At 72.6% G+C, this 16,659-nt stretch carries 18 protein-coding genes; 10 read left to right on the top strand and 8 right to left on the bottom strand.

Annotation, left to right across the window (positions count from 1 at the left end; all coding sequences use genetic code 11):
- Positions 1-177: 177 nt before the first annotated feature.
- A complete protein-coding gene (locus ABTY56_RS19530; RefSeq protein WP_350630172.1) occupies positions 178-1,386 on the top strand; it encodes a GNAT family N-acetyltransferase in 1,209 nt (402 codons plus the stop codon).
- Between the two features lie 73 nt (positions 1,387-1,459).
- Here the strand turns inward: ABTY56_RS19530 and ABTY56_RS19525 are convergent, their stop codons facing one another.
- Positions 1,460-1,900, bottom strand: coding sequence for an SRPBCC family protein (locus ABTY56_RS19525; protein ID WP_350630171.1), 441 nt, complete (start codon positions 1,898-1,900; stop codon positions 1,460-1,462).
- Positions 1,897-2,268, bottom strand: a complete 372-nt coding sequence (locus ABTY56_RS19520; RefSeq protein ID WP_350630170.1) for an ArsR/SmtB family transcription factor — start codon at positions 2,266-2,268, stop codon at positions 1,897-1,899. Before ABTY56_RS19520 ends, ABTY56_RS19525 begins: the two co-directional genes overlap by 4 nt.
- 146 nt (positions 2,269-2,414) lie before the next feature.
- On the opposite strand from ABTY56_RS19520, the gene ABTY56_RS19515 reads away from it, so the two are divergent.
- Positions 2,415-2,963 (top strand): TIGR03086 family metal-binding protein, encoded by a 549-nt coding sequence (locus ABTY56_RS19515; protein WP_350630169.1) that lies wholly within the window; start codon positions 2,415-2,417, stop codon positions 2,961-2,963.
- Between the two features lie 169 nt (positions 2,964-3,132).
- Here the strand turns inward: ABTY56_RS19515 and ABTY56_RS19510 are convergent, their stop codons facing one another.
- Positions 3,133-3,870, bottom strand: a complete 738-nt coding sequence (locus tag ABTY56_RS19510; protein ID WP_350630168.1) for a hypothetical protein — start codon at positions 3,868-3,870, stop codon at positions 3,133-3,135.
- Positions 3,871-4,227: 357 nt separating this feature from the next.
- Entirely contained in the window at positions 4,228-4,713 is a 486-nt protein-coding gene (locus ABTY56_RS19505) for a cysteine/serine endopeptidase inhibitor (RefSeq protein ID WP_350630167.1), read from the bottom strand.
- Positions 4,714-5,019: 306 nt separating this feature from the next.
- Here ABTY56_RS19505 and ABTY56_RS19500 point away from each other — a divergent pair, with 306 nt between their 5' ends.
- From ABTY56_RS19500 to ABTY56_RS19490, 3 genes are all read left to right on the top strand, one after another.
- Positions 5,020-5,250 carry a hypothetical protein gene (locus ABTY56_RS19500; RefSeq protein ID WP_350630166.1) on the top strand — a complete coding sequence of 77 codons (231 nt, stop codon included), beginning with the start codon at positions 5,020-5,022 and terminating at the stop codon, positions 5,248-5,250.
- Positions 5,251-5,352: 102 nt separating this feature from the next.
- Entirely contained in the window at positions 5,353-6,006 is a 654-nt protein-coding gene (locus tag ABTY56_RS19495; protein ID WP_350630165.1) for a 4'-phosphopantetheinyl transferase family protein, read from the top strand.
- A gap of 81 nt (positions 6,007-6,087) precedes the next feature.
- Positions 6,088-6,471: a barstar family protein gene (locus ABTY56_RS19490; protein ID WP_350630164.1), complete on the top strand. Its 384-nt coding sequence runs from the start codon at positions 6,088-6,090 to the stop codon at positions 6,469-6,471.
- Between the two features lie 128 nt (positions 6,472-6,599).
- On the opposite strand, the gene ABTY56_RS19485 is transcribed toward ABTY56_RS19490, so the two are convergent.
- Positions 6,600-7,340 (bottom strand): polysaccharide deacetylase family protein, encoded by a 741-nt coding sequence (locus ABTY56_RS19485; RefSeq protein WP_350630163.1) that lies wholly within the window; start codon positions 7,338-7,340, stop codon positions 6,600-6,602.
- 454 nt (positions 7,341-7,794) lie between these two features.
- On the opposite strand from ABTY56_RS19485, the gene ABTY56_RS19480 reads away from it, so the two are divergent.
- Together ABTY56_RS19480 and ABTY56_RS19475 are read left to right on the top strand one after the other, a co-directional pair.
- Positions 7,795-9,381, top strand: a complete 1,587-nt coding sequence (locus ABTY56_RS19480) for a CehA/McbA family metallohydrolase (protein WP_350630162.1) — start codon at positions 7,795-7,797, stop codon at positions 9,379-9,381.
- Between the two features lie 244 nt (positions 9,382-9,625).
- Entirely contained in the window at positions 9,626-10,120 is a 495-nt protein-coding gene (locus ABTY56_RS19475) for a hypothetical protein (protein WP_350630161.1), read from the top strand.
- 29 nt (positions 10,121-10,149) lie between these two features.
- Here the strand turns inward: ABTY56_RS19475 and ABTY56_RS19470 are convergent, their stop codons facing one another.
- The gene (locus ABTY56_RS19470; protein WP_350630203.1) at positions 10,150-10,608 is read right to left on the bottom strand and encodes a DinB family protein; all 459 of its coding nucleotides are present in this window, start codon (positions 10,606-10,608) and stop codon (positions 10,150-10,152) included.
- Positions 10,609-10,834: 226 nt separating this feature from the next.
- On the opposite strand from ABTY56_RS19470, the gene ABTY56_RS19465 reads away from it, so the two are divergent.
- The 3 genes from ABTY56_RS19465 to ABTY56_RS19455 all read left to right on the top strand — a co-directional run bounded on the left by ABTY56_RS19465 (position 10,835) and on the right by ABTY56_RS19455 (position 13,300).
- Positions 10,835-11,407 (top strand): carboxymuconolactone decarboxylase family protein, encoded by a 573-nt coding sequence (locus tag ABTY56_RS19465; protein ID WP_350630160.1) that lies wholly within the window; start codon positions 10,835-10,837, stop codon positions 11,405-11,407.
- Complete coding sequence (locus ABTY56_RS19460; RefSeq protein ID WP_350630159.1) at positions 11,404-12,282, top strand: RNA polymerase sigma-70 factor; 879 nt, start codon at positions 11,404-11,406, stop codon at positions 12,280-12,282. The genes ABTY56_RS19465 and ABTY56_RS19460 overlap by 4 nt, the downstream gene beginning before the upstream one ends.
- A 142-nt stretch (positions 12,283-12,424) precedes the next feature.
- Positions 12,425-13,300 carry a class I SAM-dependent methyltransferase gene (locus ABTY56_RS19455; RefSeq protein ID WP_350630158.1) on the top strand — a complete coding sequence of 292 codons (876 nt, stop codon included), beginning with the start codon at positions 12,425-12,427 and terminating at the stop codon, positions 13,298-13,300.
- A gap of 66 nt (positions 13,301-13,366) precedes the next feature.
- On the opposite strand, the gene ABTY56_RS19450 is transcribed toward ABTY56_RS19455, so the two are convergent.
- Positions 13,367-14,569 (bottom strand): transglycosylase family protein, encoded by a 1,203-nt coding sequence (locus ABTY56_RS19450; RefSeq protein ID WP_350630157.1) that lies wholly within the window; start codon positions 14,567-14,569, stop codon positions 13,367-13,369.
- 29 nt (positions 14,570-14,598) lie between these two features.
- On the bottom strand, positions 14,599-16,635 hold the full coding sequence (locus tag ABTY56_RS19445; protein ID WP_350630156.1) for a glycoside hydrolase domain-containing protein: 2,037 nt from the start codon (positions 16,633-16,635) through the stop codon (positions 14,599-14,601).
- Between the last annotated feature and the right edge of the window lie 24 nt (positions 16,636-16,659).

Genomic DNA, 16,659 nt, shown 5'->3' with positions numbered 1-16,659 from the left:
GGGACTCCTTCACGGTAGGACGGCATCCGGCCGGCCCGCAGCCGGAGCGCCGCCGGAGCGCCGCCGCGGACCGGGCGGCCCGCCGTTAATTCGTTTGACTCCGGAGCGTCACGACGATGCACTGTGGCGGTGGCGCCGCAGGGGGTGGTGCCGGTTTCCACGGGAGGCAGCACAGCGATGGAGATCCGTTCCACGACCGAGCAGGACCGCGGGGTCTTCATCGACACGCTCTTCGCCGCGTTCGCACGCTTCCCGGACGCCCCGGCCGACAGCGGCGGCGGGGTGTGGTCGGCGTTGGAGATGGACCGCGCCCTGCTCGCCGTCGCGCCGGACGGGCGGCCCGTCGGGACGGCCGCCATGTACTCGTTCGAGCTGACCCTGCCCGGTGGGGGCCTCGTCCCCGTCGGCGGGGTCAGCGCTGTGGGTGTCCTGCCGTCGCACCGGCGCCGCGGTGCGCTCACCGCGATGAAGCGGCACCAGTTCGCCAAGGCGCGGGAGCGCGGGGAGTTCCTGTCCGTGCTGTTGGCGTCCGAGGCCACGATCTACGGCAGGTTCGGCTACGGGCCGGCGACGTACACGCAGCGGCTGACGGTGCCGCGCCACCGGGGTGCGCTCACGGCTCCCCGGGCGGGCGGCACGGACACCGGCTCGGTCGAGGTGCTGCGGCGTGCGGAGTGCGGCGAGGTCCTGGAGGCGGTCTACGACCGGTACCGCCGTGCGCAGCCCGGCGCGTTGTCCCGGCCGCCGCGCTGGTGGAGCCTGGGTGCGGGGCAGCCGCCGATCGCTCCGGCGCCGCGCTACGTCGCCGTGCACCGGGACGCGGACGGCGTCCCGGACGGGTACGCCAGCTACTCGCTCGACGAGCCCGACTCCTTGGTGGTCGACGAGATCATCGCCGCCGACGACACCGTGTACACCGCCCTGGCCCGGCTCCTGCTCGACCACGACCTGGTCTCGGAGGTCGTGTTCAAGCACTTCCCGCCGGAGCACCCGCTGCGTTGGCAGCTGGTGGACTTCAGCGCCGGCCAGCTGACCAGGCACACCGAGTGGCTCTGGGTGCGCATCCTGGACGTCCCGCGCGCGCTCACGTCGCGCGGCTGGTTCGGCGACGGGGAGCTCGTCCTCGACGTCGACGACCCGTTCCTCGGCGAGCACGGCCGCTACCTGCTGACCGTCCGGGACGGCAAGGCCGACTGCGTCCCGACGGACCGCGAGCCCGACCTCTCCCTGGACGTGCGCGACCTGGGCGCGGTCTACCTCGGCGGTACGGCTCCGAGCACGCTCGTGCGCGCCGGCCACATCCGGGCCCACCGCCCGGACGCGGCCGCCCGCGCCGACGCCCTCTTCCGCGCCGAGCGGCCCCCGCACTGCCTGCACTGGTTCTGACCGACCTCGCACAGACTCGTCGGCCCCGCCCAACAGATGGGCGGGGCCGACGAGTTGGCGTCTCCCGGGGCGCCTACGGCTGGAGCCACGGGTCCGGCCCGGGGTCGCGGCCTTCGGCGCGCGCGACCAGACGGTCGAGGTAGTGGGTCCAGCCTTCGAGGTGCGGGGCGCGGGCGTCGGGGGGCAGGTCGCGGTGGACGAGGGTGAGCAGGGTGCCCTCCCCGTCGGGGGTGAGGGTGACCTCGACGACGCTGGCGCCGGGCGGGACGCCCATGTCGCCGTCTTCGAGGCCCCAGGTGAAGACGACCCGGTGGTACGGGTCCAGGGTCAGGAAGGCCCCGGCGGCGTGGTGGTCGGCGTTGACGTTGGTGCGGTACTTCCCGCCCGGGGTGAAGGAGAACTCGCCGTCCCGGCCCATCCAGGAGAGCCACCTCTCCCGGTCGGTGAAGAACGAGAACACCGTCTCCGGGCGGGCGGCGATCCGCCGCTCCACCAGCACCTGGTCGGTCGTCATCGGCCGCCCCCCTTCGTCTCCCCGGCGTGCCCGGCGACCTCCGCCGTCCTCCCCGCCGCCTCGGCTCTCTCGGCCGCCTCGGCCGCTTCCGCCAGCCCGGCCAGTACGTCCAGCTTCTCGGCCCACATCGACTGCAGGTAGGCGGCCAGTGGTCCGAGTGCGTCCCGGTCGGCCCGGTAGTAGCGCTTGCGGCCCTCCTGGCGCAGCGTGACCAGCCCCGCCTCGCGCAGCACCTTCAGGTGCTGGGACACCGCGCCGAACGTGACGTCGAACCGTTCGGCGATGTCACCCGCGCACAGCTCGTCCTCCCAGACCAGCCGCAGGATCTCGCGGCGGCGGGGTTCGGCTATCACTTGCACCGCTTCCATGGCCGTCATTTTAGTCGAGGCTGCAGCTTGCGCTCCACGGCGCGTCATTTTAGTCTCGACTTAAGCAATGAGCCCGGCACCGACCGGGCCTCGGGGCGCCGAGCACCGAGCACCGAGCACCGAAGATTGAAGATCGAGGACCGACGATGCAGACCGCACTGACCGAGTTCGCCGCCCTGTTCGCCCGCACCGCCCAGGCCGTCCCGGCCGACCGGTTGACCGCCGCCACCCCGTGCGCGCAGTTCACCGTCGCCGACCTGTTCACCCACCTCGGCGGCGTGCTCGCCGACTCCGAGCGCGCCGCCGCCAAGCTGCCCCGCAGCACCGAACCCGCGTCCGTCACCGAACCCCGGGCCGTGGCCGCCAGTGCCGAGCGTGCCGCTGCCGCCTGGATGCGGCCGGACGCGATGACCGGCGACACCGAGTTCGGCCCCAACGACCTCCCCGCGAGCGCGGCCGCCGCCATCACCCTGCAGGAGTTCGCCCTGCACGGCTGGGACCTGGCCCGGGCCGCCGACCTGCCCTTCCCGGTCGGCGAGGAGGCCGCCGCCGTCCTGCTCGGCGTGGTCGAGCAGCTCGCCGACCAGGCCCGCACCGGCGGCGTCTACGGCCCGGCCGTCACCACCCCGGCCGACGCCTCGACCTTCGAGCGTGCACTCGCCCTCAGCGGCCGCAACCCGGGCTGGACCGCCTGACCCGCCGGCCGTCGACCCTTCCCCCGCAGGTGGGAGCGGATCGCGCGAGCAGGGGACGCGCGATCCGCTCCCACGGCCTCGGGCCTGCTGCGCGACGGCGGCCCGGGGCCGGTCCGGGGGGCTCAGGGGAAGCGGTCATGCCGGAGGCGCGGTCATGCCGGGCGCACGGTCACGCGTGGGCGCTGATCTGGCCGCCGGCCGAGAGCACGATGTAGATGCCGTTGGCGTTGACCCCGACGTCGTGCCCGTCCGTCTCCAGCGTGCCGTTCACCGCATTGTCGAGGCCGAGGATCTCCGCGCGGTACTTCAGCTCGCCGGTCTTGGTGACCTTGACCGTCCAGTCGCCCGCGACCTTGAACGTCCCGGGGCCCTGGTGTCCGCCGCCCATCCAGGCGTGGACCGTGCCGTCCAACGACAGCACGATGAACATGTCGTTGGCGTCGAGTCCGGCGTCGGTGTCCTTCGCCTCCAGCGTGGCGAGGACGTCACCGCCGTGGACGATCTTGGCGACGTAGTGCTGGGGACCGACTTCCCGGATCTCGGCGGTGCTGCCGTCCGGCAAGGTCTGGGTGCGGCCACCGGCCGCCGGCTTGCCCGGGGGCGCCGGGGTGGCACTGGGGTGCGCGTCGGACTTGGTAGCCGTGGCGCCGGCGCTGGGCTTGGCGGGCCCCGTGGACGTCCCGGACGCCGTGGACGTCGCGTTCGGCGCGGACGTCGTGCCCGTGGCAGCCGGGGCACTGGCACCGGGCGTACCGGCCGTGGCGGCGGTGGCGGCCGGGGACGCCGCGCCCTGGGCGCCCGAGGTGCTGCTGCACGCGGTTGCGGCGGGTACCAGCAGTGCGACCGTCAGGACGGTTCCGGCCAGCGTGCGGACGGTGGTCGCGCGACGGGTCGTCGAAAGGGACATGCCGGTTCTCCTGAACGAAGTACGGGTGGGGACGCGGTCGCCGCCAGTTCCGACCGGTGCGGGAGGCCCCGGCGTCGGAGCGGGTGTGCACGATCGAAACTAGTCCGAACAGTTGACGGAATGACGCGTTCCGTGTCACTGAACTGCAACGCCCGTTCGGCGCCGTACCGATCACGCGCCACACCGACAAGCCCCGACCCGGCCCGAGGAGTTGTCGGCAGCAGCCCCGCCGTGCGGGCAGCCCGCCGTGCCCGCCCCCGTCACAATGCGGGGGCGGGCACGGCTGCGGAGGCGGGCACCGCCGCGGAGGCGGACACGGCCGCGGGGGCGGGTATCGCCGCGTCAGGACCGCCGGACTCAGCCGATGGTGGAGCCGGTGATCGGGGCGGAGAGTTCGACGGTCTCGCCCTTCAGGCCGGTCTTGACGAACTGCCAGGTGAGGCCGCTGATGACACCCTTGTCCAGCGGGGCCAGCTTGGCGAAGGCCGGCTTGCTGAGGTCGATGTGGGTGGAATCGCAGGAGGGGCACTGGTCCTTCACCGGGACGGTGACGGTCTTGCCCTGGTAGGTCACCTTGACCGAAATGCCCTTGCAGACCGGGTCGTTGTTCGGGTTCGCGGTGGTCCACCAGGTGTGCGAGACGGCCACCAGCATCTGCGACGAGGCATTGATCTGGGTGCCGCACGCGCCGAAGCCCGAGTCGGTGTAGTAGGTGGCCTTGCCGTTCATGGGCTTGTTGATCGGAATGGCGGCACTGGCGGTGCCCGCCGTGAAGGCGATGAGAGCGGCTGCGGCGAGCGGGGCGCCCGCGAGGATCCTGAGGTTCTTGCCGATGGCGCGCATGGTTCGTTCCCTCCGGTTGCAGTGCTGGCAGGGCGTGCTGATCCGATGTCCGGATATAGAGCTAGGCATGGACATGACAGCAATAAGTCACCGACACTGCACGGCAGTTCGGCGACCCGGTGCCTGCCCTTGTGAAGGGAACGTATGCGCTCGTCCTCGACATGGTCCAGACCTCCATGATGTTGGCATGAACACAAGGCAAGGATCTTTACGAATGCCGCCGAAGGGGCGAAGATGCGTGACCGCGCCGCCACAGCGGGTGTTGACAGGCCGTCATCCGCAGCTCTGTCCCGGAGGTCCCCTCACATGCGCACCGCACTCGCCGCCCTGCTCCTCGGCGCCGTCCTGGTCCCGGCCGCCGCCACACCCTCAGCTGCCGCCCCCGCCGTCACCCCCGCCGTCACCCCCGTCGTCGACTCCACGCTCCGCGTGGTGAACCAGGGCTACAGCATCCCGGTCGGCGGCGTGACCGACCTCGGCGCACTGCCCGTCCTCGGCAGCCTCGGACTGGACTTCGCCCGACTCCTCGGGCAGTGACCCGCGCTCCGGCAGTCCCCGTTCCGCCCCCGGAGATCCCCCGCCCGGGTTACCCTCGTGCCGCGCGGTGACGACCCCGCGCGACCGACCGAGGGGGAACGGGTGATCGGGGACCTGCTGCCGGACGTGGTGGTGACCGAGGTGGCGTACGACGACCCCCCGGAGGCCCGGCTGGAGCCGGAGGAGACGGCGGTCATCGCCAACGCCGTCGACAAGCGGCGCCGCGAGTTCACCACAGTCCGGCACTGCGCCCGGACCGCCCTCGCCCGGCTCGGCGTCCCCTACCGCCCGCTCGTCCCGGGCCTGCGCGGCGCGCCGAGCTGGCCGGACGGCGTGATCGGCAGCCTCACCCACTGCGACGGCTTCCGCGCGGCGGCCGTGGCCCGGGCCGGCACCCTCGCCTCCGTCGGCATCGACGCCGAGCCCGCGCTGCCGCTGCCGGAGGGCGTCCTGGACGTCGTCGCACTGCCCGTCGAACAGCAGCGGCTCGCCGACCTGGCCGCCACCGACCCGGGCACCCCGTGGGAACGCCTGCTGTTCAGCGCCAAGGAGTCGGTGTACAAGGCGTGGTTCCCGCTGACCGGGCTCTTCCTGGAGTTCAGCGAGGCCGAGCTGGACCTCTCCCCCGACGGCACCTTCACCGCCCGCCTGCTCGTCCCCGGCCCGGTGGTCGGCGGGCGCCGGCTGCCGGGCTTCGACGGCCGCTGGACCGTCCGGGACGGCCTGATCGCCACCGCCATCGCCGTGGAGCCGTAGCAGCAAGCCGCAGCGGCAGCGGCAGCGGCGGCAGCCGATCAGCGCACCCACCGTTCACCGCCCGGGCCTATCCTCGACCCCGTGACGGTGACTTACGTGATCGACGGCGGCAGGATCGGCTCCCTGGAGGACTTCTGGGACGTCGTCGGGCAGGAGATCGGCGTGGACGGCTACTTCGGCCGCAACCTCGACGCCTTCGCCGACTGCCTGCGCGGCGGCTACGGCACGCCCGAGGACGGCGACTGGGTCATCGAGTGGCGCGACCACGAGGCCTCCCGCCGCCGGCTCGGGTACCCGGAGACGGTCCGCCAACTGGAGCTGCGGCTGGGCCGCTGCCACCCCACCAACCGTGAGCACGTCGGCGCCGAGCTGGCCGCCGCCCGGGCGGGCAAGGGGCCGACGGTCTTCGACTGGCTGGTGCGGATCATCGAGGAGGAGCACCCGGGCGGCCTCCGGCTGGCGTAGCGCCGCCGCGCCCGAAGGCCGCGCACGTCCGGGCCTCGCCCACAGCACGTCCGGGCCCGGGCTGCAGCACGTCCGGCCCCCGGCCTACGGCACGTCCGGGCCTCGCCCACAGCACGTCCGGCCCCCGCCTACAGCACGTCCGAGAGCCGGACGAAGCGCCGCCCCGCCGCCAGCATCCCCGGCAGCGCCGCCGCCACCCCGGGGGCGGTCCCGCCGCCCGGGTGGTTCATGTGGCCGATCACGATCGCGCCCGGCGGGGCCGACCCGACCTCCTGCCGCACCTGGGCGGCGCTGAGCGTCGCACCGCCGTCCCCGTTCACGGTGAAGCCGGCGACGTACTGGCCCAGGTCGGCGACCACCCGGGTGGCGACGTCGTCGTAGTGCGCGGTGCCGGAGCGGAAGAACCGGGGCGGGTGCCCGAGCAACCCGGTGAGTTTGTGCGCGTTGCCCGCGACCTCGTCGTAGACCTCGCCGACGTCGCCGGTTCCGGCGATCCCGTATGCGGAGCGGCCGGTGACCGAGAGCGGGCGGTGGACGGTGCCGTGGTTGCCGATCTCGAACAGCGGGTCGGCGGCGAGCTGCTCGAACTCGTCCGGGTTGGCGTCGATCCAGCGGGCGTTCAGGAAGAGCGTGGCCGGGACGGCGTGGGCCCGCAGGAAGTCGATCAGCTCGGCGTCGTAGCCGTTGCTGCCGGGGCCGCCGCAGGCGTCGAAGGTGAGGGCCGTCGCGCGCTCGCCGTCGGGCAGCTCGGTGATCACCCCGGCGACCTCCAGCCCCCAGTCCGTCGGGGCCACGGCGGCGTACCGCTCCACCGTCTCCGCCCGGGTCGGCTCCTTCGCCGGAGCCGGGGTCGGGGTCGGGGTCGGCACGGGAGTGGCCGTGGCGGTCGCCGTGGCGGTGGTCGCAGGCGCGGCAGTCGCCGGATCCGGGGTCGGTGCGGCGCCCGCCGCCGGGGATATGCCGCCTATCGTGGCGTCCGCCGCCCCCGGAGCGGAGACTGACGACGGGGCCGCTCCGGCGCGCGACGTCGGCGCCGGCTTGGCCCGGCACCCCGCCAGTACGCCTCCGGCCACTACCACGAGCAGCGTCCGCCGACTCAGCGCCACGCCAGCCTCCCTGTCCATTCCATCCGGATATCAACCGATTACATGACTATGAACCGACCATTCGTCACTCCCCGCAACTCGCCCCCCACCCCCGCCCGGCCCCTCTTCACCGACCCGCCCCGCCCCCGTGGTCCCCGACTCACCCCCGAATCACCCCCGGTTCACTCACCCGGGTAGGCACGCGAGCGACCCGCCCCGCCCCGATCCGGAGACCTCCATGCCGAACGGACCCAGCACCCCCCACCCCGCCCGCCGCGACCTGCTCCGCACCGGCCTGGCCACCGGCGCCGCCACCGCCCTCGGCCTCGCCGCCACCACCGGCGAGGCCACCGCCACCCCCGCCACGCCGGGCGCACCCCCCGCCACACCCCCCGACCGCACCCTCACCCTCACCGGCCATCTCCCCACCGGCGCCCCCGACTTCGTCTACCTCCCGGTCGAAGTCCCCCAGGGCGTCCGGGAGATCGCCGTCTCCTACGGCTACGACAAGCCCCCGGTCCCGGCCGGCACCCCCGGCAACTCCTGCGACATCGGCATCTTCGACGAACGCGGCACCGACCTCGGCGGCCCCGGCTTCCGCGGCTGGTCCGGCGGCTTCCGCACCGGGTTCAGCCTCTCCCGCTCCGGCGCGACCCCCGGCTACCTCCCCGGCCCGGTCAACCCCGGCACCTGGCAGGTCGTCCTCGGCCCGTACCAGGTCGCCCCGCAGGGGCTGGACTACCACGTCGAGGTCACCCTCCGGTTCGGGGCGCCCGGCCCGCAGTTCACCCCGCACTACCCGGCCGAGCGGGCCCGCGGCCGCGGCCGCGCCTGGTACCGGGGCGACTGTCACCTGCACACCGTCCACTCCGACGGACGGCGCCTCCCCGAGGAGGTCGCGGCCGGGGCCCGCGCGGCCGGCCTGGACTTCATCGTCTCCACCGACCACAACACCAGCTCCTCGCACGCCGTCTGGGGCCCGCTGGCCGGCCCGGACCTGCTGATCGTCCCGGGCGAGGAGATCACCACCCGCAACGGCCACTGGCTGGCCCTCGGCCTGGAGGCCGGCCAGTTCGTCGACTGGCGCTACCGCTCGCGCGACGAGGAGTTCCCGCGCTTCGTCCGCCAGGTCCACCGTTCCGGCGGCCTGGTGGTGCCCGCGCACCCGTACTGCCCGTACGTCGCCTGCCAGTGGAAGTTCGGCTACGAGCAGGCCGACGCCGTCGAGGTGTGGAACGGCCCCTGGACGTACGACGACGAGTCCGCGGTGGACACCTGGGACGGCCGGCTCGCCGTCGCCCTGCGCGAGGGCCGCTCCTGGCTGCCCGCCCTGGGCAACAGCGACGCGCACAGCGAGCCGCAGGTGATCGGCTCCCCGCACAACGTCGTACTGGCGGAGGACCTCACTCGGGACGCGATCCTCGACGGGCTGCGCGACGGGCGCAGCTGGATCGCCGAATCCCAGGCCGTCGGGCTGGAGTTGACCGTCACCGGGCACGGCCGGCAGGCGGGCATCGGCGCGGAGCTGACCGTTCCGGCCGACGCGCCCGTGGACGTCACGCTCACCGTCTCCGGGGTGCCCGGCGGGACGGTCCGGCTGATCACCGACGAGGGGCAGATGCACCAGGAGTCGCTGCCGGCCGGCGGCTCGGGCACGGTGGTGTGGCGCACCACGGCCTCGCTCGCCGCGTACGTCCGGGCCGAGGTGCGCCACCCGAAGCCGGACGGCACCCCGGGCAAGGGCAACGCGATGGGCCCGGACCTGCCCTGGGGCCCGATGGCGGCGCTCACCAACCCGATCGTCCTGCGCGCCGAGGAGCACTAGAAGCGGACACCGGGCGGTCACCACGCGCTCACCGGGCGGTCACCGACCGGTCTCGGCGACCCGCCCGTAGGCCGGGTGGGGGACGACTCGGGGCACCCGTTTGGACTAGGTTGATCCCCGAGACGCATCAGTCGTAGGGACGAGGCGGTCGGCTGTCCGGATATGTGCCGACCAGCCCCTTCGCACTCCGACCGCCTCGCCCCGGCTACCCGACCGTCCCCGGCCCGCGAAGGGATCAGCAGCTGTGAACCGTACGACCGTAGGTGGGCCGGAGCTCGGGGGCGGCCGGGGCGCCGGGGGCGTCCTGGTCCTCGTCGACCCGTCCGGGGCCGGGAACAGCCCGGTCGCGGAGCTGCTCGCGCAGGAGCTGCACCCGAACGTCCACCTGCGGACGGACGACTTCCTGCGGGTCATCCGCAGCGGCCTGCTCCCGCCCCACCTGCCGGAGGCCGGCCGCCAGAACGCCACCGCCCTGGCCGCCGCCGCACAGGCCGCCTTCGCGTACGCGACCCGCGGCTACCAGGTCGTCGTGGAGTGCCCGGCCGTCCCGGCCGCGCTGGACACCTTCCGCCGCGAGAGCCGCGCCACCGGCACCGCGCTGCACTACGTCGTCCTCCACGAGGGCCCGGCCCGGGACGGCTCCTCGCACACCCTCGACACCGCCGACCTGACCCACGAGACCGTCGCCAAGTCCGTCCTCGCCGCCCTCACCCGCCGCACCCACCTCCTCGGCTGGTAGCGGGGGGCCGTGGCGGCGCCCGCGGGGGGCTACGCCCCCACCACGCCGTCGATCCCCTCGCGCAGGAAGTCGGCGTGCCCGTTGTGCCGGGCGTACTCGTGGATCAGGTGCAGCATCACCAGCCGCAGTGACACCTCGGCGTCCCACCGGGCCTGGTAGCCGGTGACGTCGAGGCTCTCGGCGGCGAGCTCGATGCGGCGGGAGTGCTCGACCTCGGCCTGCCAGGCGGCGAAGGCCTCGGCCCGGGTGGCACCGGTGGCGTCGTACGCCGCCTGGTAGTCGCCCTCGGCGGACCAGACCAGCGGGACGTCCTCGCCGTCGATCACCCGGCGGAACCAGGTGCGCTCGACCTCGGCCATGTGCCGCACCAGCCCGAGCAGGGTCAGGGTGGACGGCGGGCTGGAGCGCTGCCGCAGCTGCTCGTCGTCCAGGCCCTCGCACTTCATGGCGAGGGTCGCCCGGTGGAAGTCCAGGAAGCCGCGCAGCATCTCGCGTTCGCCGCCGGTCAGCGGCGGTGCGGGGCGTTCGTCGGGGACGTTCACGGTGTCGTTCTCCTCAAGTCCGGTCGGGATCTCGTCAAGGTCGCGGGAATCCTCGCGGACTGTAGCGAACCGGCCGCCCCGCCCGACGGGGATTTTTTCCCGCCGCCTGTCACATCCGCCCGCCCTGCGGTGTCTTCATGCCCGAACGAGCCACCACACAGGGAGGAACCCCATGGCACTCCGCCTGCCGAAGGCCCAGCTGCCCGCCGAGCTCGGCGAGAACATGGTCAAGGCGTTCGGCGCCGTCTTCGAGCCCACCGAGGTCCTCTGGCACAACCCGAAGGTCGCCGTCTCGAACCAGGAGCTCGCGGGGAGGATCGCGGCGTGGGACGCGCTCGACGAGAGCCTCAAGTCCTTCGCCCACATGGCCGTGGCCTCGCTGGTCGGCTGCAGCTGGTGCCTGGACATCAACTACTTCCAGGCGCAGAACCAGGGCCTTGACCTCGCCAAGGCCAGCCAGGTGCCCGACTGGCGGGCCTCGGACGTGTTCACGCCGCTGGAGCAGGACGTGATGGCGTACGCCGAGGCGATGTCCGTCACGCCGCCGACCGTCACCGACGAGCAGTACGGGGATCTGCTCGACGTGCTCGGCCCGGCGGCGATGGTCGAACTCACCGCCTACGTCGCCTTCGTCAACATGGCCGCCCGCAACAACGTCGCCAACGGCGTCTCCTCCCAGGGCTTCTCCGACTCCTGCGAGGTCCCGCTCGCCGGGCGCCCCGCCACCGGAGAGCGCAAGGCATGACCGCGGCCCCGAGCGACGACCCGTTCGTCACCCACCGCAGCCTGCTCTTCACTGTCGCCTACGAGCTGCTCGGCTCGGCCGCCGACGCGGAGGACGTGCTGCAGGAGTCCTGGCTGCGCTGGGCCGAGATCGACCCGTCGCAGGTGCAGGACCCGCGGGCGTACCTGGTCCGGATCGTCAGCCGCCAGTCGCTCAACCGGCTGCGGACGCTCTCCCGCCGCCGCGAGCAGTACGTCGGCGAGTGGCTGCCGGAGCCGCTGCTCACCAGCCCCGACGTCGCCGAGGACGTCGAACTCGCGGAGAGCGTCTCCTTCGCGATGCTGACCGTGCTGGAGACGCTCGCGCCCACCGAGCGGGCGGTCTTCGTGCTGCGCGAGGTCTTCGAGCTGCCGTACGAGGAGATCGCCGAGGCCCTGGGCAAGACCTCGGCGGCGGTGCGGCAGGTCGCCCGGCGGGCCCGCGGCCACGTGGCGGCCCGCCGGCCCCGGGTACGGGTGAGCCGCACCGAGCAGGAGCGGGTGGTGGAACGGTTCCTGGAGACGCTGCGCACCGGACGGCTGCAGGACCTGATGGAGGTCCTGGCGCCGGACGTGGTCCTGATCGCCGACGGCGGCGGGATCGCGGCCGCCCTGCTCGCCCCGCTGCACGGCGCCGACGCGGTGGCGGCCCTGCTCGCGCGCGCCCACCGGGCGCCGGTCGGGTTCGACACCGAGACGGTGTGGCTGAACGGCGCGCCGGCCGGCCGGATCGACCTCGGCGGCGAACTGTCGGTGATCAGCGTGACCGTGGAGGACGGCCGGGTGACCCGGGTCTACATCGTGCGCAACCCGCAGAAGCTGACCCGGCTGGACGAGCCGGCCGCCCTCACCCGCTGACCACCCCCTCGCGGCAACCGGCCCGACCCGGTAGCCGCCCCCGGTCGCGCGGCGGTGTTCCGAGCCCCCTCGGAACACCGCCGCGCCCCTTTCCCACCGGGCACACCCGTCCATCACGTACCGTGTTCGGACAACCACCGGTTTGGGTACGTACCTCGGCGCGTCCGACGGCCGGACGCCCACCGAGCAGGAGACCCAGCGGCCCATGGACCACAACCGCATCCCCCCGACCGTACGGCAGACCTACGGTGCCGGCGATCTGTCCAAAGCAGCCAGCTTCGCAGGAGGGTTCATCAACTTCGGCGACTGGCACGGCATCGACCTCACCGCCCTCACCCCCGAGGACCGGGTACACAGCCAGGAGCAGCTCTACCGGCGGGTGTTGCGGGCCTTCCCGGAACCGCACGAACAGCTGCGCCTGGCGGAGGTCGGCTGCGGTCGCGGCCTGGGCGCGGCCCTCGCCCTGCGCGAGTTCCGCTTCGCCGCCGTCACCGGCGTCGACATCCACCCCGACCAGGTCGAACGCGCCCGCGCCGTCAACGCCAAAGCCCTGGCCACCTACCCCGACCGGCTCGGCTACACCATCGGCGCGGCCGACGAACTCCCCTTCGCCGACGCCTCCTTGGACGGCCTGTACTCCGTCGAGGCCGCCCAGCACTTCCGCGAACTCACCGGCTTCGCCCACGAGGCCGCCCGCGTCCTGCGCCCCGGCGGCCGCCTCGCCGTCACCACCTTCTTCGCCACCGACGGCCCCGAGATCGCCGAACGGCTCAGCATCCTGCTCGCCAGCTTCGCCGACGGCCTCGACGTCCCGCACACCCTCGCCGGCTTCACCGCCGACCTCGCCAAGGCCGGCTTCACCACCGTCCGCACCGAGTCCATCGGCCCGGACGTCTGGCCCGGCCTCGACCGCTACCTCACCGACACCGTCCCGTCCGGCCACTGGACCCGCAACTTCCTCCCCGCCTGGCGCAACGGCCTCCTCGACTACCACGTCGTCACCGCCGTCCGCTCCTGAACCGCACCCTTGAACGACGCCGCTGCCGGGCCTCCGACTGTGCGGGAGGCCCGGCAACGGCAGTGATCAGCGTTGCACGGCAGCGGCGGAGACGGCGGTGATGTTGCCGTTACCGTCCAACAGCGCCGCACCCGTCCAGGAGCCGTTGGTGTTGCGCTGGTTGTCGAACACCTTCCCGGACGTCAGGGTCTGCACGTGCATGGTCCCGTCGGCAAGTCCGGCGGACGAGACACCGGTGATGCTCCCGTTGCCGTCCAGCAGCGCGGCACCCGTCCAGGAACCGTCCCGGTTGCGCTGGTTGTCGAACACCTTCCCGCCGGCCACGGTCTGCACGTGCATGGTCCCGTCCGCGAGCCCGGCAGCCGAGACGGCGGTGATGTTGCCGTTCCCGTCCAGCAGGGCGGTGCCGTTCCAGGAGCCGTCCCGGTTGCGCTGGTTGTCGAACACCTTCCCGTCCACCAGAGTCTGCACGTGCATGGTCCCGTCCGGCAGAGCCGTGGACGCGATCGCCGTCACACCGCCACTACCGTCCAAGAGCGCCGCACCCGTCCAGGAACCGTCCCGGTTGCGCTGGTTGTCGAACACCATCCCACCCGCCAGCGTCTGCACGTGCATGGTCCCGTCCGCCAGCCCGGCGACCGAGACGGCGGTCACGCTGCCACCGCCGTCCAACAGCGCGGCACCCGTCCAGGAACCGTTGGTGTTGCGCTGGTTGTCGAACACCTTCCCGCCGGCCAGCGTCTGCACGTGGAACGTGCCGTCGGTGAGCGCCGCCGTGGCGACCTGGGTCACGGAGCCGTTGCCGTCCAGCAGGCCGGCACCGTCCCATGTACCGGTCGTCCGGCGCTGGTTGTCGTAGACGTTCCCCGCGGACACCGTGTCCACCCGCACCGGGTAGGGATCGGCCTTGTCGCTGCCGAGGCCGTTCGAGCGCCCGCAGCTGGGCCAGGCTCCCGGGCCCTGACCTGCCAGCACCTTTTCCCCGATGACGATCTGTTGTTGCATGGTGGCCTGGTTGGCGAAGGTCGCGTACTGCTGTCCGCCATAGGCGTTCCACGTGCTTGCCGTGAACTGGAGGCCGCCGTAGAAGGTGTCACCTCCGGCCGAGTGGACGATGCTCCAGTTGTTTCCGCTCTCGCAGGCCGCGACCTTCGCCCAGGTACTGGCCGACGCTGCCCACGCCGTGTCCGCTGCCACGGTCTGGAAGAAGGGGACGGATGTCGCGGTGAGGCCGATGAGGATGATGCGGATCCCACGTGAAAGCCGCACGGCCCGGTTCCGATATGGGGTCACTCGGTTCATGCGACGGATCCGGCGGCGGAGACGGCGGTGATGTTGCCGTTGCCGTCCAGCAGCGCGGCGCCGTTCCAGGAGCCGTCCCGGTTGCGCTGGTTGTCGAACACCTTCCCGGACGCCAGGGTCTGCACGTGCATGGTCCCGTCCGCCAGCCCGGCAGCCGACACGGCGGTGATGTTGCCGTTGCCGTCCAGCAGCGCGGCGCCGTTCCAGGAGCCGTCCCGGTTGCGCTGGTTGTCGAACACCTTCCCGGACGCCAGCGTCTGGACGTGCATGGTCCCGTCCGCCAGCCCGGCAGCCGACACGGCGGTGATGTTGCCGTTGCCGTCCAGCAGCGCGGCGCCCGTCCAGGAACCGTTGGTGTTGCGCTGGTTGTCGAACACCTTGCCGTCAGCCACGGTCTGGACGTGCATGGTCCCGTCCGCCAGCCCGGCAGCTGACACGGCGGTGATGCTCCCGTTGCCGTCCAGCAGCGCGGCGCCCGTCCAGGAACCGTTGGTGTTGCGCTGGTTGTCGAACACCTTGCCGTCAGCCACGGTCTGCACGTGCATGGTCCCGTCCGCCAGAGCCGTGGACGCGATCGCCGTCACACTGCCACTGCCGTCCAACAGCGCCGCACCCGTCCAGGAACCGTCCCGGTTCCGCTGGTTGTCGAACACCTTCCCGCCCGCCAGCGTCTGCACATGGAACGTGCCGTCAGCGAGCGCCGCCGTGGCCACCTGGGTCACAGCACCATTGCCGTCCAACAGCGCGGCACCGTCCCACGAACCGTCAGGATTGCGCTGATTGTCGAAGACGTTCCCCCCGGACACCGTGTCCACCCGCATCACGCTGGTGGGCTTCAGGCCGGGTGAGACCGCGACATCGAGGAAGTCGGAGTCGATGCTTATCGACACGCCGCCGTAGGTCTCCGTGACGTCGCCCCTGAACTGGTGGATCCGCTGGTGGCCGGCCCAGAGCGATGAGGGGACCGCCGGCTCGTCGGTGGTGGGGTTCCCGTTCCACCTGGCGGTCCAGATCACGTCCGGCATGGTGTATTCGGTGGCGTGCTTCGCGAGGTCGGCGATGCCGGAGGAGGCGCTGGAGTACACGCCGGAGAGATAGCCGCGCGCGTGGAGTTCCTTGGTCCAGGCCGAGAGGTAGCTCAGGACGGTAGCGCTGTAACGGGAGGAGTCGTAGTTCTCCATGTCGTCGTAGAGCGTCGAGCCGGGGCCGAACCCGAGTGCGGCGGCCTGGCTGATGGCGTCATCCGCCGCCGCCGTTCCCTGGCTGCTCGGGTTGCTGATGCTTCCGGCCTGGGCGCCCGCATAGATCGGCATGAAGTGCCAGCCTGCGGAGGCCTGTTGCTGGACCCAGCCGGCCGTCAGGTTCGGCTGGGCACAGGACCGGCCGCCCCCGATGTAGATGCCCACCGCCCGATAGGGAGAGGCGTTGACCCAGGCGTTCATCGCGCTCGAACTCGGTGCGGAACACGCTTCGAACCCGTAGCCGGTGTAGTCGGTGGTCGTGCTCGGGAGAGCTGCCGCAGCGAGGTGGGGGGCGGCCGCCGGCGCGGCGGCGAGGCTCCGGGCCTTGCCCGTTCCGGCCGAGAGCAGCCCCGCCCGCTGCAGGATGTCCTGCACCAGGGCGCGGTCGGTGGCATAGGTGGCGGTGACCTTGATACCCGGTGCGGTCGCGTCGAGTTCACCAGCCGAAGGGTTGTCCGTGGCGGCTGCGGCGGTGTCGGCCGCGGCCTGCGGTTCGATCAGCAGAGCCTCGGTCCGACCGGTGAGGTGACTCGGGCAGTTCTGGGCCGTCCCGGGGACGCCCAGGTAGACCGCGTGACGGTCGAACCGCACACAATCGGAGGGGTTCTCGTCGAGGTTGACGACGGGCCAGTCGCGGGGCACCTGGAACCGATGTCCCTGGTAGGACACCGACTTCGTGGGCCCGTCGCCGGATGCGGCAGCGGCCGCCCCGACTGCCGTGGTGGTCATCACCGCGGCGATGCCGAAGGTCAGCAGCGCCTTCGCGCGCAGAGAGTGCGAACGGTTCAGCACAGTCGATTTCGCTTTCTGGGCATG

It is taken from the genome of Kitasatospora sp. NPDC097691, from assembly GCF_040302665.1.
In the GTDB taxonomy this organism is placed as follows: Bacteria; Actinomycetota; Actinomycetes; order Streptomycetales; family Streptomycetaceae; genus Kitasatospora.
The sequence above is the reverse complement of the archived record's forward strand: the minus strand, read 5'-3'. Positions and strand labels throughout refer to the sequence as shown.

Coding starts and splice junctions, on each gene's coding strand:
- ABTY56_RS19510 (WP_350630168.1), bottom strand. CDS start 3,870: ATGTCCCTTTCGACGACCCGTCGCGCGACCACCGTCCGCACGCTGGCC.
- ABTY56_RS19465 (WP_350630160.1), top strand. CDS start 10,835: ATGGCACTCCGCCTGCCGAAGGCCCAGCTGCCCGCCGAGCTCGGCGAG.
- ABTY56_RS19470 (WP_350630203.1), bottom strand. CDS start 10,608: ATGCTGCGCGGCTTCCTGGACTTCCACCGGGCGACCCTCGCCATGAAG.
- ABTY56_RS19515 (WP_350630169.1), top strand. CDS start 2,415: ATGCAGACCGCACTGACCGAGTTCGCCGCCCTGTTCGCCCGCACCGCC.
- ABTY56_RS19520 (WP_350630170.1), bottom strand. CDS start 2,268: ATGGAAGCGGTGCAAGTGATAGCCGAACCCCGCCGCCGCGAGATCCTG.
- ABTY56_RS19460 (WP_350630159.1), top strand. CDS start 11,404: ATGACCGCGGCCCCGAGCGACGACCCGTTCGTCACCCACCGCAGCCTG.
- ABTY56_RS19530 (WP_350630172.1), top strand. CDS start 178: ATGGAGATCCGTTCCACGACCGAGCAGGACCGCGGGGTCTTCATCGAC.
- ABTY56_RS19480 (WP_350630162.1), top strand. CDS start 7,795: ATGCCGAACGGACCCAGCACCCCCCACCCCGCCCGCCGCGACCTGCTC.
- ABTY56_RS19500 (WP_350630166.1), top strand. CDS start 5,020: ATGCGCACCGCACTCGCCGCCCTGCTCCTCGGCGCCGTCCTGGTCCCG.
- ABTY56_RS19505 (WP_350630167.1), bottom strand. CDS start 4,713: ATGCGCGCCATCGGCAAGAACCTCAGGATCCTCGCGGGCGCCCCGCTC.
- ABTY56_RS19525 (WP_350630171.1), bottom strand. CDS start 1,900: ATGACGACCGACCAGGTGCTGGTGGAGCGGCGGATCGCCGCCCGCCCG.